The organism is Halopseudomonas aestusnigri, from assembly GCF_002197985.1.
In the GTDB taxonomy this organism is placed as follows: Bacteria; Pseudomonadota; Gammaproteobacteria; order Pseudomonadales; family Pseudomonadaceae; genus Halopseudomonas; species Halopseudomonas aestusnigri.
This window is the reverse complement of sequence record NZ_NBYK01000006.1, coordinates 19,618-33,006: the sequence shown is the minus strand read 5'-3', so window position 1 is coordinate 33,006 and position 13,389 is coordinate 19,618. Positions and strand designations below refer to the sequence as shown.

The 13,389-nt window shown below is 61.9% G+C and carries 15 protein-coding genes; 8 read left to right on the top strand and 7 right to left on the bottom strand.

Annotated elements, in window-relative coordinates:
* Positions 1 to 34: 34 nt before the first annotated feature.
* From B7O88_RS10290 to gmk, 4 genes are all read right to left on the bottom strand, one after another.
* Positions 35 to 415 carry a RidA family protein gene (locus B7O88_RS10290; protein WP_088275779.1) on the bottom strand — a complete coding sequence of 127 codons (381 nt, stop codon included), beginning with the start codon at positions 413 to 415 and terminating at the stop codon, positions 35 to 37.
* Positions 416 to 432: 17 nt separating this feature from the next.
* Positions 433 to 2,577 (bottom strand): bifunctional GTP diphosphokinase/guanosine-3',5'-bis pyrophosphate 3'-pyrophosphohydrolase, encoded by a 2,145-nt coding sequence (gene spoT, locus B7O88_RS10285; protein ID WP_088275778.1) that lies wholly within the window; start codon positions 2,575 to 2,577, stop codon positions 433 to 435.
* Between the two features lie 64 nt (positions 2,578 to 2,641).
* Positions 2,642 to 2,902, bottom strand: a complete 261-nt coding sequence (gene rpoZ, locus B7O88_RS10280; RefSeq protein WP_088275776.1) for a DNA-directed RNA polymerase subunit omega — start codon at positions 2,900 to 2,902, stop codon at positions 2,642 to 2,644.
* A gap of 88 nt (positions 2,903 to 2,990) precedes the next feature.
* Positions 2,991 to 3,614, bottom strand: coding sequence for a guanylate kinase (gmk, locus tag B7O88_RS10275; protein ID WP_088275775.1), 624 nt, complete (start codon positions 3,612 to 3,614; stop codon positions 2,991 to 2,993).
* A gap of 128 nt (positions 3,615 to 3,742) precedes the next feature.
* On the opposite strand from gmk, the gene B7O88_RS10270 reads away from it, so the two are divergent.
* The 3 genes from B7O88_RS10270 (at position 3,743) to B7O88_RS10260 (ending at position 6,304) form a co-directional block, all read left to right on the top strand.
* Positions 3,743 to 5,020: a DUF2254 domain-containing protein gene (locus tag B7O88_RS10270; RefSeq protein ID WP_088275774.1), complete on the top strand. Its 1,278-nt coding sequence runs from the start codon at positions 3,743 to 3,745 to the stop codon at positions 5,018 to 5,020.
* A gap of 102 nt (positions 5,021 to 5,122) precedes the next feature.
* Entirely contained in the window at positions 5,123 to 5,434 is a 312-nt protein-coding gene (locus B7O88_RS10265; RefSeq protein ID WP_088275773.1) for an EthD family reductase, read from the top strand.
* Between the two features lie 114 nt (positions 5,435 to 5,548).
* Entirely contained in the window at positions 5,549 to 6,304 is a 756-nt protein-coding gene (locus B7O88_RS10260) for a GntR family transcriptional regulator (protein WP_088275772.1), read from the top strand.
* Positions 6,305 to 6,343: 39 nt separating this feature from the next.
* Here the strand turns inward: B7O88_RS10260 and B7O88_RS10255 are convergent, their stop codons facing one another.
* Positions 6,344 to 7,702, bottom strand: coding sequence for an NCS1 family transporter (locus B7O88_RS10255; protein ID WP_088275770.1), 1,359 nt, complete (start codon positions 7,700 to 7,702; stop codon positions 6,344 to 6,346).
* Between the two features lie 96 nt (positions 7,703 to 7,798).
* Entirely contained in the window at positions 7,799 to 8,542 is a 744-nt protein-coding gene (locus tag B7O88_RS10250) for an aspartate/glutamate racemase family protein (protein WP_088275769.1), read from the bottom strand.
* Positions 8,543 to 8,692: 150 nt separating this feature from the next.
* On the opposite strand from B7O88_RS10250, the gene puuE reads away from it, so the two are divergent.
* The 3 genes from puuE to B7O88_RS10235 are packed head-to-tail and all read left to right on the top strand — an operon-like array spanning position 8,693 to position 10,987.
* Complete coding sequence (gene puuE, locus B7O88_RS10245) at positions 8,693 to 9,634, top strand: allantoinase PuuE (RefSeq protein WP_088275768.1); 942 nt, start codon at positions 8,693 to 8,695, stop codon at positions 9,632 to 9,634.
* Positions 9,631 to 10,476 carry a bifunctional allantoicase/(S)-ureidoglycine aminohydrolase gene (locus B7O88_RS10240; RefSeq protein ID WP_088275767.1) on the top strand — a complete coding sequence of 282 codons (846 nt, stop codon included), beginning with the start codon at positions 9,631 to 9,633 and terminating at the stop codon, positions 10,474 to 10,476. Before puuE ends, B7O88_RS10240 begins: the two co-directional genes overlap by 4 nt.
* Before the next feature lie 10 nt (positions 10,477 to 10,486).
* Entirely contained in the window at positions 10,487 to 10,987 is a 501-nt protein-coding gene (locus B7O88_RS10235) for an ureidoglycolate lyase (RefSeq protein ID WP_088275766.1), read from the top strand.
* A 45-nt stretch (positions 10,988 to 11,032) separates the two neighbouring features.
* On the opposite strand, the gene B7O88_RS10230 is transcribed toward B7O88_RS10235, so the two are convergent.
* Positions 11,033 to 11,899 (bottom strand): YicC/YloC family endoribonuclease, encoded by an 867-nt coding sequence (locus B7O88_RS10230; protein WP_088275764.1) that lies wholly within the window; start codon positions 11,897 to 11,899, stop codon positions 11,033 to 11,035.
* Between the two features lie 120 nt (positions 11,900 to 12,019).
* Between B7O88_RS10230 and rph the strand changes: the two genes are divergently transcribed.
* Both rph and B7O88_RS10220 read left to right on the top strand, forming a co-directional pair.
* Complete coding sequence (gene rph, locus B7O88_RS10225) at positions 12,020 to 12,739, top strand: ribonuclease PH (protein WP_088275940.1); 720 nt, start codon at positions 12,020 to 12,022, stop codon at positions 12,737 to 12,739.
* Between the two features lie 150 nt (positions 12,740 to 12,889).
* Positions 12,890 to 13,282 carry a DUF4870 domain-containing protein gene (locus B7O88_RS10220; protein ID WP_088275763.1) on the top strand — a complete coding sequence of 131 codons (393 nt, stop codon included), beginning with the start codon at positions 12,890 to 12,892 and terminating at the stop codon, positions 13,280 to 13,282.
* The last annotated feature ends 107 nt before the right edge of the window (positions 13,283 to 13,389 follow it).

Here is a 13,389-nt window from a genome sequence, read left to right as displayed (position 1 = left end):
TGCGGCTTGTAGCTTGCCGCTCAGGGGGGGGGCGTTAGCCCACCACCATAATCCCGTCCATCTCGACCGGCACGCCCTTGGGCAGCGCGGCTACGCCGATGGCGGCGCGGGCCGGGTAGGGCTTCTCGAAGTAGCGTTCCATGATTTCGTTGACCTTGGCGAAGTTGCCCAGATCGGTCAGGAAAATGTTCAGCTTGACGATGTCCTGCAGCTTGCCGCCAGCGGCTTCAGCAACGGCGCTGAGGTTGTCGAATACGCGGCAGACCTGCGCTTCAAAGCCTTCGACCACTTCCATGGTGGCCGGGTCCAGCGGGATCTGGCCGGACAGGTATACGGTGTTGCCGACCTTGATTGCCTGGGAGTAAGGCCCAATGGCAGAGGGGGCGTGTTCGCTGGTAATGACTTGCTTGTTCATGTGTTCTCCGACGGAATTCAGTTTTTGAGACGGGTAATGCGCATCACGCCCTTGAGGTTGCGGATGCGCTTGATCAGTTGCGACAGATGCAGGCGGTCGCGTACCCGAACGACCAGCTGCACGACGCTGACGCGCCCGTCGCGTTCGTCGACGCTGATCTTGTCGATGCTGGCGTCGGCGACGGTGATGCCGGTCGCGAGCTGGGCAATGATGCCGCGCTGGTGTTCCAGTTCGACGCGCAGCTCGACGGTAAATTCGCCACTGACGTCCTTATCCCACGTCAGGTGCAGGGTCTTCTCGCTGTTATGGCGGTTATCCGCCAGATTTCGGCAATTTTCCTGGTGGATGACCATGCCCTTGCCGGAGGACAGATAACCGACGATCGGGTCGCCCGGGATCGGGTTGCAGCAGCGGGCGAAGCTGACCACCAGCCCTTCGGTGCCGCGGATCGCCAGCGGCTTCTCGCTGTTGTCGGTGTTGCTGTCGGGGCTGATTTTCTGGGTGTCTTCCTCTTCGCTGGCGCCTTCGGCGGCCAGCAGGCGCCGGGCGACCACGTATGCCATGCGGTTGCCGAGGCCGATATCCGCCAGCAGATCTTCCATCAGTTCCATCTGGCAATCGGTCAGCACGGCCTGAATGCGCGCTTCCGGAATGTCGCTGAGCTGGGTGCCGAAGCTCGCCAGTACCTTGTCGAGCAGGCGTTCGCCGAGGGCGATGGACTCTGAATGGCGCTGGTGCTTGAGGAAGTGGCGGATGTTGCTGCGGGCCTTGCCGGTAATCACGAAGCTGAGCCAGGCCGGGTTCGGGCGGGCGCCCGGGGCGGTAATAATCTCGACGGTTTCGCCGCTTTCCAGCGGCTCGGACAGCGGCGCCAGTCGTCGGTTGACGCGACAGGCGATGCAGCTGTTGCCGATGTCGGTATGCACCGCGTAGGCAAAGTCGACCGGGGTCGACCCCTTGGGCAGCTCCATGATGCGGCCCTTGGGGGTAAAGATGTAGACCTCGTCCGGGAACAGGTCGATCTTGACGTTTTCGATGAACTCCAGCGAGTTGCCGGCGTTCTGCTGCAGCTCCAGTACGCTTTTCAGCCACTGACGGGTACGGGCGTGGTTGCCGTTGATGACCTCGTCCTTGGACTTGTAGACCCAGTGCGCTGCAATGCCGTTGTTGGCCAGCTCTTCCATCTCGTCGGTACGGATCTGGATTTCGATCGGTACCCCGTGCATGCCGAACAGCGTGGTATGCAGGGACTGGTAGCCGTTGGCCTTGGGGATGGCGATGTAGTCCTTGAAGCGGCCGGGGAATGGCTTGTACAGGCTGTGGACGGCGCCGAGCACGCGGTAGCAGGTGTCCGGCTTGTCGACGATGATGCGGAAGGCGTAGACGTCCATGATTTCATTGAACGACTTCTTCTTGCCGCGCATCTTCTGGTAGATGCCGTACAGGTGCTTCTCGCGCCCCATCACCTTGCCCTGAAGACCCTCGCGTTCCAGGCAGGCCTGCAGCGACTCGAGAATCCGGTTCAGCAGCTCCTTGCGGTTGCCGCGGGCGTTGCGCACGGCGCGGTCAATCAGCATCGAGCGCATCGGATACATGGCCTTGAAGCCCAGGTCTTCGAACTCGGTGCTCAGACTGTGCATACCCAGACGGTTGGCAATCGGCGCGTAGATCTCAAGGGTTTCCTTGGCGATACGGCGGCGCTTCTCCGGTGCCAGCGCACCCAGGGTTCGCATGTTGTGCAGGCGGTCGGCGAGCTTGACCAGAATCACCCGGATATCGCGGGCCATGGCCAGGGCCATCTTCTGGAAGTTCTCGGCCTGGGCTTCGGCCTTGCTCTCGAAGGTCATCTGGGTCAGCTTGCTGACCCCGTCCACCAGCTCGGCAACGGTGTCGCCAAACTGCTCGACCAGAGCATCCTTTGGAATGCCGGTGTCTTCGATTACGTCGTGCAGCATGGCCGCCATCAGGCTCTGATGGTCCATGTGCATGTCGGCCAGGATATTGGCTACGGCAAGGGGATGGGTAACGTAAGGCTCGCCGCTGCGTCGGGTCTGGCCGTCGTGGGCTTGCTCGGCGTAGAAATAGGCGCGCCGGACCAGGTTGACCTGATCCGGCTCAAGGTAATTGCCAAGGGTGTCGGCAAAAACTTCTATCGCAGACATGCAGCTCTCCCGCACCCGTGGTAACGGGTGATGACCTCAGGAATGCCCGGCCTGCGCAATCCGTTTACTCGGCCAGTTCGGTAGTTTCCAGCGAGTACAGCGGCTCCTGCTGATCCTGCAGGGCTTCTTCGGCGAGGATTTCATTGGAAACCAGGCCTTCGGCGACTTCACGCAGGGCAACGACGGTCGGCTTGTCATTTTCCCATGCTACCTTGGGCTCCTTGCCGCCGGTGGCCAGCTGACGGGCGCGCTTGGAGGCCAGCATGACCAGTTCAAAACGGTTATCTACATTTTCCAGGCAGTCTTCAACGGTGACGCGGGCCATGGGGTACTCCGGAAAGGTAACAAGTGAACAAATCGACGCGCCCGGCACGGGGCCGGACGCAGGACCTGACAGTTTACTGGCTGAGGCTTCAGTCTGACAAGAGCGCCTGTAGCAGGGAGGCGTGACGCGCGCTCTGGGCAGTAGTCTTTAGTCGGTAGCTGCGTACGATGGCCTTGAGGTCGTCGAGGGCGTGCTCGAAGGTGTCGTTGATGACCAGACTGTCGAACTCGACGTAATGGCTCATCTCGGCAACGGCTTCGGCCATGCGGCGATCAATCACGTCGTTATCATCCTGGCCACGGGAATCAAGGCGGTAGCGCAGCGCTTCGAGTGACGGCGGCAGGATGAAAATCGAGTGTGCCTGCGGAAGCTTGCGGCGAACCTGTTCGGCGCCCTGCCAGTCAATTTCCAGAATGATGTCATGCCCACGGGCCAGGGCCTGTTCTACGGCGGTTTGCGAAGTGCCGTAGAGGTTGCCGAACACTTCGGCGTGCTCAAGGAAATCACCGGCTTCCACCAGTTTGAGGAAGTTGTCACGGTCGGTGAAGTGGTAGTTAACACCATCAGCCTCGCCCGGGCGCATCGGGCGGGTGGTGTGCGAAACCGAGACGTGCAGGTTGGGTGTCTGTTCGATCAGTGCCTTGACCAGGCTGGTTTTGCCTGCTCCGGACGGGGCGGAAATGATGTACAGCGTGCCGGTGGCATGGGTCATCGGACAGGGTTCCTGCGGTGTGTAATGGGTAAGCGCGCAATTATAGGGATTTCGTGCGGTGGCGTCATGGCTGGTCGTCGCTTCCGCTAAGCTGTTGATTGAGGTCGAAACCGGAGGAAGGAGCAGGGATGATTTCAAAATGGCAATGGCTGCTGGCGCAGTTGACCCGCACGCTCTGGGTGCGTGCTTCCCTGTATGCCCTGCTGGCGGTGGTTGCGGCGCTGCTGTCGATTCTGGTCCAGCGGCTGCTGCCTGGCCCGTTGCCGGTCACCATCGGGGCTGATGCGGTCGAGCGCATTCTCGACATTCTGGCCTCCAGCATGCTGGCGGTGACCACCTTCTCGCTGAGTGTCATGGTGGCGGCATACAGTGCAGCGACTGCCAATGCGACGCCGCGGGCAACTCGGCTGCTGATGCAGGACACCACCACGCAGAATGTACTGGGAACCTTTATCGGGGCGTTTCTGTTCAGCCTGGTGGGGTTGATTGCGTTAAGCACGGAGGCATACGACGAGAGCGGACGCGTTGTGCTGTTTGCCGTAACGCTGCTGGTGATTGTGCTGATCGTGGTCACCATCCTGCGCTGGATTGAGCACCTGTCGCGCTTCGGGCGGGTGGGCGATACCACCGCCCGGGTCGAGGCGGTCACCCGCATGGCGCTGGCGGATCGCATAGCCAATGCCTGCCTTGGTGCCCGTCTGCTGGATCCGCAACGGCTTCCGTCCAGCGCCAGGCCGCTGTATCCCTGTGATGCCCTCTATCTGCAGCATCTGGATGTCGGCGCGCTGGCCGATTGCGCGCAGGAGCACAGCCTGCGTTTGTACGTGGTTGTGCAGCCCGGCTGCTTTGTGCATCCGGCGGCGCCCGTGTTGTGGTTTGAAGGCGATGCCGACGAAACCGTGCAGTCGCAGCTGCTGGACGCCTTTACCCTGGGCGACATGCGCTCCTTTGATCAGGATCCCCGCTTCGGGTTGTCGGTTCTGTCGGAGATCGCTTCACGCGCGCTGTCGCCGGCGGTCAATGATCCTGGCACGGCCATCGACATTCTCGGCCGTGGCGTGCGTCTGTTGTCGGCCTGGGTGGATCATTGCGAGCCGCAACCGGATGAGGTGCGCTATCCGCAGGTCTGGCTGGTGACGCTGGCGCTGGACGATCTGTTTGATGACCTGTTTGGCCCCATCGCCCGTGATGGCGCGGCGCGGATTGACGTTCAGCTGCGCTTGCTCAAGTCGCTGCAGGCGCTCGCCGCTCGGGATGAGCGATTCGTTGCGCCCGCCCGGCGGCTGGCGCACGAGGCCCGATCGCTGGCTGATCAGGTTATGCCGCTGGCTGTCGACCGCGAGCGGTTGGGCGCGGAGGTCGAGCGGCTGGAAGCCGGCCAGGACGTTCTGCGGCGCCAGTTATAGCGCCGCATTCGGCATCTCGGGGTAACGGCAATATCGCCGTTACGGGTGTTATCGTGGACCGACCCCGCCAGACCGTTCAAACAAATAGTGGAGTTCTGCAGCATGATTCGAATCACCGTTGCCTACCCCGCGCAGGACAATGCGCGTTTTGACCACAGCTATTACCAGCAGCAGCACGCCAGATTGATCCATGAGCAGCTGGATGCACACGGCTTGCTCAAGCTCGAAGTGGACCAGTGCCTGGCCGATGGCGCGGGGCAGGCGCCGCAGTTTGTGGCCTGCGCGCATCTGTTCTTTGCCGATATGGCGCAGTTTCAGGCCGCTTTCGCCGCCGGCGGCAAGGCGCTGAATCAGGACATGGCCAATTACACGGACATCACGCCGGTTGTCACCATCAGTCAGGTTGTTGCCTGATTCTCCCGCTGGCCGCGCCTGATCATCGGGCGCGGATCAACTGGCAGCACCCGTTGCCCTGAACCCGCTACAATAGGGCGCCTTGCCCTTTCATCCTGTCGAGGACCCCCCCTGATGACCGCACGTCGGGTTGCATCAGCGTTGCGCGCTGCTGACAAAAGAGCTGTTTCCAGAACGCCAGCCTCCGGTGCTGGCGCTCTGCGTCAGGATCGAATCTATCAGGCCATCAGCGACGCCATCATCGAGCACCGCCTGCAGCCGGGCGCGCGCTTGCGCGAGGATGCGTTGGCCGAGGTGTTTGGGGTCAGCAGGACCGGTATTCGCAAGGTGCTGCAGCGCCTCGCCATGGATCAGCTGATTACCCTGACCCCCGGCAAGGGCGCCAGTGTCACCCGGCCCTCCGCCGAGGAGGCGCGGGAAGTCTTTGATGCGCGGCGGATGGTGGAATGTGGCCTGATGCGGCAATTGGCACGGCAGATTGATGAGGCGGCACTGGCGGCCTTGCGCGCGCTGGCCGAGCAGGAGCAGCAGGCATTGGCGGCGCGCGATCAGAGTGCGGCGATCAAGTGCTCGGCGGAGTTTCACAGTCAGCTGGCGGTGCTGGCCGGCAATCAGACGCTGGCGAGTTTTGTCGTCCAGCTGTGTTCGCGTTCATCGTTGATTCTGGCGGTGTACGGCAACGCCGGGAATCTGGGCTGCGATTGCACCGATCACAACCGCCTGATCACTCTGCTGGAAGGTCGGGATGGTGAGGCGGCTGCCGCCTTTATGGCGCAGCATCTGGATGCCATTGAGGGCTCGCTGGCGATTGCCGACTCGCCGCAAACCACGCCGGATCTGCAGGATATCTTTGCCGCCTATCGCGGCTGATGACGCCGACGGTGCAGGCACCGTCGGCAGCCTCGGGGCTCAGCGGAGGAAGCGCTGGCAGGGACCCCAGTATTGCATCAGCAGATAGTAGCTGAGCCCGGCCGGAATCAGGCTGGCATACCACGACACACTGGATACGTTCAGCGCGACTGCGGCACCAATGGCGGTCGCTATCAGCGCGGCGTAGTTGACGCCCTGATACGGGCCGTTGGCGTCGTACAGGTGCTCCAGATTCAGCGTGCGCTTGCGGATCAGGTAATAGTCCACCACCAGAATCGCGAAGATCGGGCCCAGGAACGCCGAGTAGGTCTGCACGAACACCTGCAGGCCGGCGGCCGAATCCTCGCTGACCAGTTTCCACGGAAAGGTGGCAAAGGCCAGCAGGCCGACGATGACGGTGGCCGGGCGGAACTTCAGCTTGAATACATCCATCAGCACGTAGGTCGGCGGCACCACGTTGTTCAGTACGTTGGTGGTGACCTGGGCAAAGGCGATGAACAGCAGGGTGGTCATCAGCAGTGGGGTGTTGTCGACCGCGTTGGCAAACACCTGGATCGGGTCGGCGACGCCGGTGGCTTCGGAGACCATGTAGCCGATCAGGCCCATGAACAGGGTGCAGGGCAGAATCGACATCGAGTAGATGGTGGTCAGCAGACCCGGGCCGGTGCCGTGTTTGTGCTCGCGGGCGTAGTCACTGACGTTGAGGATCATGGTGCTGTAGATGCCGAGGAACAGCATGGTCGCGCTCCAGAACGGCAGGCCCCATGAGCCCTGCATGGTCAGCAGGCTGCTCGAGAGTTCGTCGCCGTAACGCTGCACGGTGCTGTAGAACATGTAGACCAGCGAGGCGAGGATAAAGGCGCTGCCGACATTCTCCAGCCACTTGATGCCCTGAAAGCCCATGACCGACAGGCCGATCTGCAGGAACTGGAAGGTGATAAAGAAGAACACCAGATTATCGAAGCCGAACAGGGTAGCGGACACCATGTTCAGGGCGCCGGCGCCAATCCAGCTCTGGAAGCCGTACCAGACGATCGCGGGAACCGCGCGTACCAGACCGGGCAGTCGGGTGCCGGCAAAGCCGAAGGCGCTGCGCGCCTGCACCATGAACGGGATGCCGTACTTGTAACCGGCGGCGCCGTTGAGCACCAGCGCAATACCAATAACGAAACAGCCGATGGCGATGGCGATGGTGGCCTGAATCAGGTTGAGGCTGCCGACCACGCTGGAGCCCATGGTAAAGGTGCCGATGGAAACGCAACCGCCAAACCAGGCCAGCAGATAGGACAGGCGCCCCATGATGCGGACTTTCTGGGGCGCAAGAGACTCCTCGCCGGCGGCCTTGGTTTCGTTGCTCGGCTGGCTGCCGGTGGTGAGCGTGCTGGCGTCAGTGTTCATGAGACTCCCCCGTGGGCTGTGTTATGCATTGTTGTCTCCCCGGATCATCCGATCCTGCGGTTTCTTGTGTGCCCCGCGGGGCGTGCTGTCACCTGATCAGCCGTGGGCCAGATCAGAGTACTCGGCAAAGCGTCCGGTGAAGCGTTTGCTGCCCGGAAACGCCAGATCGCCAAATTTGCTGGTACCCAGCCCCAGCCCAACCACGGCTTCGGCCAGCTTCACTGCCGCGGTGACGCCCTCCACCACGGGCAGACCGACCGCATCGCTGATCTGCGGGGTGAGGTCGGCCATGCCGCCGCAACCCAGCACGATGGCACCGATGTTGTCTTCGCGCTTGGCCTTCAGGCACTCGTCGATGATGCGCTCAAGCGCGATATCCGGGTTCTCTTCCAGATCCAGCACCGGAATGTCGGCCGCGCGCAGGCGTCGGCAGCTGTGGCGGAAGCCGTAATTGTCGAGCAGGTGCTCGGCGATGATCAGGGTGCGCGGCAGGGTGGTAACCACCGAGAAGCGGGTGCTGATCAGACTGGCGACATGGAAGGCGGCTTCGGCGATGCCGATCACCGGGGCGCGGGTCAGCTCGCGGGCGGCATACAGGCCGGGATCGCCAAAGCAGGCGATGATGTAGGCATCGGTGCCTTCGCGCTCACCCGCACGTACTTCCTCGATAACGCCCAGAGCACTGACCGCCTCGTCAAAATGGCTCTCGATCGACACCGGGCCGCTGTCTGGCTGGCTGGCGGTGATCCGCGTGCCGGGTGCGGCAACGGCTTTGGCCGCCGCGCCGATGGTCTCGGTCATGGCGTGGGTGGTGTTCGGGTTGATGACGCGAATATGCATGAATCTGGCCTGCCAATGTATGTACACAAAACAATAGACTAATTGTATACAATCACTCGAGTCAAAAAATCAAAATGCCCTGCAGTTATCGCGCGTAATAAACGCTGCGTGGTCGAATTGCGGGCTTTCTTCAGCGAAAGAGGTGTCTTAATGAGCGATAGCGCTGTGTATCCACGCGATCTGATCGGCTACGGTCGCACCCCGCCGGAAGCCCGTTGGCCCGGCCGTGCGCGGATCGCCGTTCAATTTGTGCTCAACTACGAAGAGGGCGGTGAGAACTGTGTGCTGCACGGCGACAGTCACTCCGAGCAGTTTCTGTCGGAAATCATTGGTGCGGCGGCGTTCGATGATCGCCACATGAGTATGGAGTCGATCTATGAGTACGGCTCGCGGGTCGGTGTCTGGCGCCTGCTCAACGAATTTGAGCGGCGCGGCCTGCCGCTGACCGTGTTTGGCGTGGCGATGGCACTGGAGCGGCATCCGGAAGTAGCGCAGGCGTTCCATGAGCTGGGCCACGAGATCGCCTGCCACGGCTGGCGCTGGATTCACTACCAGAACATCCCCGAAGCGGTTGAGCGCGAGCATCTGCAGCGTGCACTGGACATCTTCCAGCGCCTCTACGGCGCCCAGCCGGAGGGTTGGTACACCGGGCGGGACAGCCCCAACACCCGGCGTCTGTTGCTGGATCAGGGCGGCTTTCTGTATGACAGCGACTATTACGGTGATGATCTGCCATTCTGGACCCGTGAGGCGGACAGCGCCGGCGCGCTGCATAATCACCTGATCGTGCCCTACACGCTGGATACCAACGACATGCGCTTTGCCTCACCCCAGGGCTTCAATACGGGCGACCACTTCTTCCAGTATCTGAAAGACGCTTTCGACGTGCTCTACGCTGAGGGTGAAGAGCTGCCGAAGATGCTGTCGATCGGTCTGCACTGTCGGCTGATCGGCCGCCCCGGCCGCTTCCGCGCGCTGCAGCGTTTTCTTGATTACATCGAATCCCATGATCGGGTCTGGGTTACCCGCCGTGTCGATATCGCCCGTCACTGGGCCGAGCATCATCCCGCACAGAACCAGGAGTCAGCATGAGTAAGCAATCCGAACCCCGCAGCTACTACGCACCAACCGGCGGGCACCCGCCGCAGACGCAGTTGACCACCGACCGCGCGGTCTTCACCGAGGCCTACGCGGTGATTCCCAAGGGCGTGATGCGCGATATCGTTACCAGCCACCTGCCCTGCTGGACCGGTACCCGTCTGTGGGTGCTGTCGCGTCCGCTCAGCGGCTTTGCCGAGACCTTCTCGCAGTACATCATGGAAGTGCAACCGGGCGGCGGCAGCGACAAGCCGGAGACCGACCCGAGTGCCGAAGGTGTGCTGTTTATTGTCGAAGGCGGCCTGACGCTGACCCTGAACGGCACGGCCCACCAGATGGGCGTCGGCGGCTACGCCTTTATCCCCCCGAACAGTGACTGGCAGGTGCGTAACAACAGCGGCGCGGTGGTGCGTTTCCACTGGGTACGCAAGGCCTACGAGAAAGTCGAGGGCGTTGACGTGCCGGAAGCCTTCGTCACCAACGAAAACGACATTACCCCGCTGGAAATGCCCGGCACCAACGGCGCCTGGAGCACCACCCGCTTCGTCGACATGAGCGATATGCGCCACGACATGCACGTGAATATCGTCAACTTCCAGCCGGGTGGCGCAATCCCCTTTGCCGAGACCCACGTCATGGAGCACGGCCTCTACGTGCTGGAAGGCAAGGCGGTGTACCTGCTGAACAAGGATTGGGTTGAAGTCGAAGCCGGCGACTACATGTGGCTCCGCGCCTTCTGCCCGCAGGCTTGCTATGCCGGTGGCCCGGGCCCGTTCCGCTACCTGCTGTACAAAGACGTCAACCGCCACATGAAACTGCCGACCTTCGGCCGTTGAGGAGCAGGGGATGAGCGCTGACGCATTGCAACTGACTGCCCAGCCCCTGACATCGGAGGCCTTCGCGGCCTTCGGTGAGGTGATCGACTCACGCAGCTCCGAGCACTTCTTGATCAACTCGGGTCGTACCCGTCGCCATCATGATCTGGCCAAGGTCGAGGTGGCCGGTGAATCACCACGGGTGCTGATCAGCATCTTTGTCAGCCAGCCGGTCACCGTGCCGCTGGAGCTGACTTTTCTGGAGCGCCATCCGCTCGGCAGTCAGGCCTTCATGCCGCTGCACGAGGAGCAGTTTCTGATTGTGGTGGCGCCGCCGGGTGATGTGATTGATCCGGCCGAGGTACGCGCTTTCATTACTGACGGTCGTCAGGGCGTCAACTACCGCATTGGCACCTGGCATGCCATCCAGTCGGTGCTGGAGCGTGAAGGGGAGTTTCTGGTGGTCGATCGCGGGGGGGCCGGGCACAACTGTGACGAGCAGCCGATCAACATCCGGGTGACGCTGGAATGATCCTGCGCTGAGTTTGATACCGCTCCGCAACGGAGCGGTATGGGCTTACTCGATATTCTGGATCTGCTCGCGCATCTGCTCGATAAACACCTTCAGATCCACCGCCGCCTGGGTGCTGCGGGTGTCGATGGCCTTGGAGCCGAGGGTGTTGGCTTCGCGGTTGAACTCCTGCATCAGGAAGTCCAGGCGGCGGCCGATGGCGTCCTTGCTGTCGAGCACCCGGCGGGTTTCGGCGACGTGGGTATCGAGGCGGTCGAGTTCTTCTGCCACGTCGATCTTCTGCGCCAGCAGTACGATTTCCTGCTCGACGCGGGTGCTGTCCAGCTCGAGTTTGGCGTCGTTGAGGCGGTCGATCAGCTTCTGCCGGTGGGTGGTCAGCAGGGTCGGCATCATTTCGCGGATCACTGCAGTGCGCTCGCTGATGCTGCTCAGGCGGTCCTCGATCAGTTGCTTCAGCTCGGCGCCTTCGCGCGCGCGGTGTTCCTTCAGTTCCTTGAGGGCCTGATCGAACAGCTGGCGTGCCTGCTTGACCAGGTCACCCTGATCCGTCTTCTCGCCAATCACCACGCCCGGCCAGGCCAGCAGCTCGAGTGGGTTGACCGGGCCGGCGTTCTGCAGGCGGGCGCTGAGCTGCTCGGTGGTGCGGATCAGCTGATCGAGCAGTGGCTGGTTCAGGCTGAGCTCGCTGGACTGCTGCTCGGCCGGATTGAAGCGCAGGGTGCACTCGACCTTGCCGCGGGCCACTTGCTTGCGCAGCAGCTCGCGCAAGGGGCCTTCCAGCTCGCGGAAGGCTTCGGGCAGGCGCAGGGTGACTTCCAGATAGCGGTGGTTCACCGACCGCAGTTCCCAGGCCAGGTTGCCCTGATCGGTGCTGAGTTCGCTGCGGGCGAAGGCGGTCATGCTGTAAACCATGCTGATCCTCTGTCTGGTTGGTTGGCGGATGGGCATTGTAGCGCCTTGCTGCGGTCCGGGGGTATCGTCGGGGTGCTATACTCCGCGGTCTTCCCACCTGCAGTACAAGGATTCCAGATGATGAAACGCCCCAGCGAACGCGCCGCCGACCAGATGCGCCAGGTTACCCTGACCCGTCACTACACCAAGCATGCCGAAGGCTCCGTGCTGGTCGAGTTTGGCGACACCAAGGTCATCTGTACCGTCAGTGTCGAGGCCGGGGTGCCGCGCTTCCTGCGTGGCAGCGGTCAGGGCTGGATCACCGCCGAATACGGCATGCTGCCGCGCTCTACCGGCTCGCGCATGCAGCGTGAGTCGAGCAAAGGCAAGCAGGGTGGTCGCACACTGGAAATTCAGCGCCTGATCGGTCGTTCGCTGCGCGCTGCGGTTGATTTGAAGACGCTGGGTGAAAACACCCTGTACATCGACTGCGATGTTATTCAGGCCGACGGCGGTACCCGTACCGCGTCGATCACCGGTGCCTGCGTGGCGCTGGTCGATGCACTGCGGGCCATGAAGCAGCGCGGTGCGATCAAGAAGGTGCCCGAGGTGCAGATGATTGCCGCGATCTCGGTCGGCATCTATCAGGGTGTGCCGGTGCTGGATCTGGACTATCCGGAAGACTCGGCTGCCGATACCGACCTGAATGTGGTGATGACCGACAAGGGCGGTTTTATCGAAGTGCAGGGCACCGCCGAAGCGGCACCTTTCAGTGCCGAGGATCTGAACGCCATGCTAACGCTGGCGCGCAAGGGGACTGACGAGTTGTTCGCGCTGCAGCGCGCTGCGCTGGAAGACTGATTGCGGGTCTGTAGTTATATCGATGAGGGCCGCCACTGAGCGGCCTTTTTTTGTGTGGCATGCACGCTGGCGCGGGTAGCACCATAGGCAGGGTGTGTAAACTCTGCTAAAACTCGCCTGAATCTGTTTTGACGCCAAGGAGTGCCTGCGATGACTGATCCCGTAACCCAAGTTGACAACACGCCGCCACCGCCGCCCGGTGCCCCTGGTCCGGAAGCGCGTCAGTGGGCGTTGTTCGTGCACCTGTCAGCCCTGCTCGGATTCATTATTCCGTTCGGTAATCTGGTTGGTCCCTTGATCATCTGGCAACTGAAAAAGGACATGGATCCCTTCGTGGATGATCAGGGCAAGGAAGCGCTGAATTTTCAGATCACGGTCGCCTTGCTGATGCTGGTCTGTCTGCTGCTGGCGCTGGTGGTTATCGGCCTGCTGCTGATGTGGGTCGTAGGCGTGGGTGCGCTGGTGCTGACCATCATTGCCGCGATCAAGGCCAATGAGGGTCAGGCCTACCGCTATCCGTTCTGCTGGCGGTTGATTAAATAGCCGAAGCAAAAAAACACCCCCGGAGCCGATGGCTGCGGGGGTGTTTTTCGTTTATGCGGCTAACTCGATTGATTCTGTTGCACCAGGGGTGCTGGCCCTGGATCATC

What these genes read in the sequence shown, in the direction of transcription:
- B7O88_RS10290 (WP_088275779.1), bottom strand. Translation starts at nt 415, where the DNA reads ATGAACAAGCAAGTCATTACCAGCGAACACGCCCCCTCTGCCATTGGG.
- spoT (WP_088275778.1), bottom strand. Translation starts at nt 2,577, where the DNA reads ATGTCTGCGATAGAAGTTTTTGCCGACACCCTTGGCAATTACCTTGAG.
- rpoZ (WP_088275776.1), bottom strand. Translation starts at nt 2,902, where the DNA reads ATGGCCCGCGTCACCGTTGAAGACTGCCTGGAAAATGTAGATAACCGT.
- gmk (WP_088275775.1), bottom strand. Translation starts at nt 3,614, where the DNA reads ATGACCCATGCCACCGGCACGCTGTACATCATTTCCGCCCCGTCCGGA.
- B7O88_RS10270 (WP_088275774.1), top strand. Translation starts at nt 3,743, where the DNA reads ATGATTTCAAAATGGCAATGGCTGCTGGCGCAGTTGACCCGCACGCTC.
- B7O88_RS10265 (WP_088275773.1), top strand. Translation starts at nt 5,123, where the DNA reads ATGATTCGAATCACCGTTGCCTACCCCGCGCAGGACAATGCGCGTTTT.
- B7O88_RS10260 (WP_088275772.1), top strand. Translation starts at nt 5,549, where the DNA reads ATGACCGCACGTCGGGTTGCATCAGCGTTGCGCGCTGCTGACAAAAGA.
- B7O88_RS10255 (WP_088275770.1), bottom strand. Translation starts at nt 7,702, where the DNA reads ATGAACACTGACGCCAGCACGCTCACCACCGGCAGCCAGCCGAGCAAC.
- B7O88_RS10250 (WP_088275769.1), bottom strand. Translation starts at nt 8,542, where the DNA reads ATGCATATTCGCGTCATCAACCCGAACACCACCCACGCCATGACCGAG.
- puuE (WP_088275768.1), top strand. Translation starts at nt 8,693, where the DNA reads ATGAGCGATAGCGCTGTGTATCCACGCGATCTGATCGGCTACGGTCGC.
- B7O88_RS10240 (WP_088275767.1), top strand. Translation starts at nt 9,631, where the DNA reads ATGAGTAAGCAATCCGAACCCCGCAGCTACTACGCACCAACCGGCGGG.
- B7O88_RS10235 (WP_088275766.1), top strand. Translation starts at nt 10,487, where the DNA reads ATGAGCGCTGACGCATTGCAACTGACTGCCCAGCCCCTGACATCGGAG.
- B7O88_RS10230 (WP_088275764.1), bottom strand. Translation starts at nt 11,899, where the DNA reads ATGGTTTACAGCATGACCGCCTTCGCCCGCAGCGAACTCAGCACCGAT.
- rph (WP_088275940.1), top strand. Translation starts at nt 12,020, where the DNA reads ATGAAACGCCCCAGCGAACGCGCCGCCGACCAGATGCGCCAGGTTACC.
- B7O88_RS10220 (WP_088275763.1), top strand. Translation starts at nt 12,890, where the DNA reads ATGACTGATCCCGTAACCCAAGTTGACAACACGCCGCCACCGCCGCCC.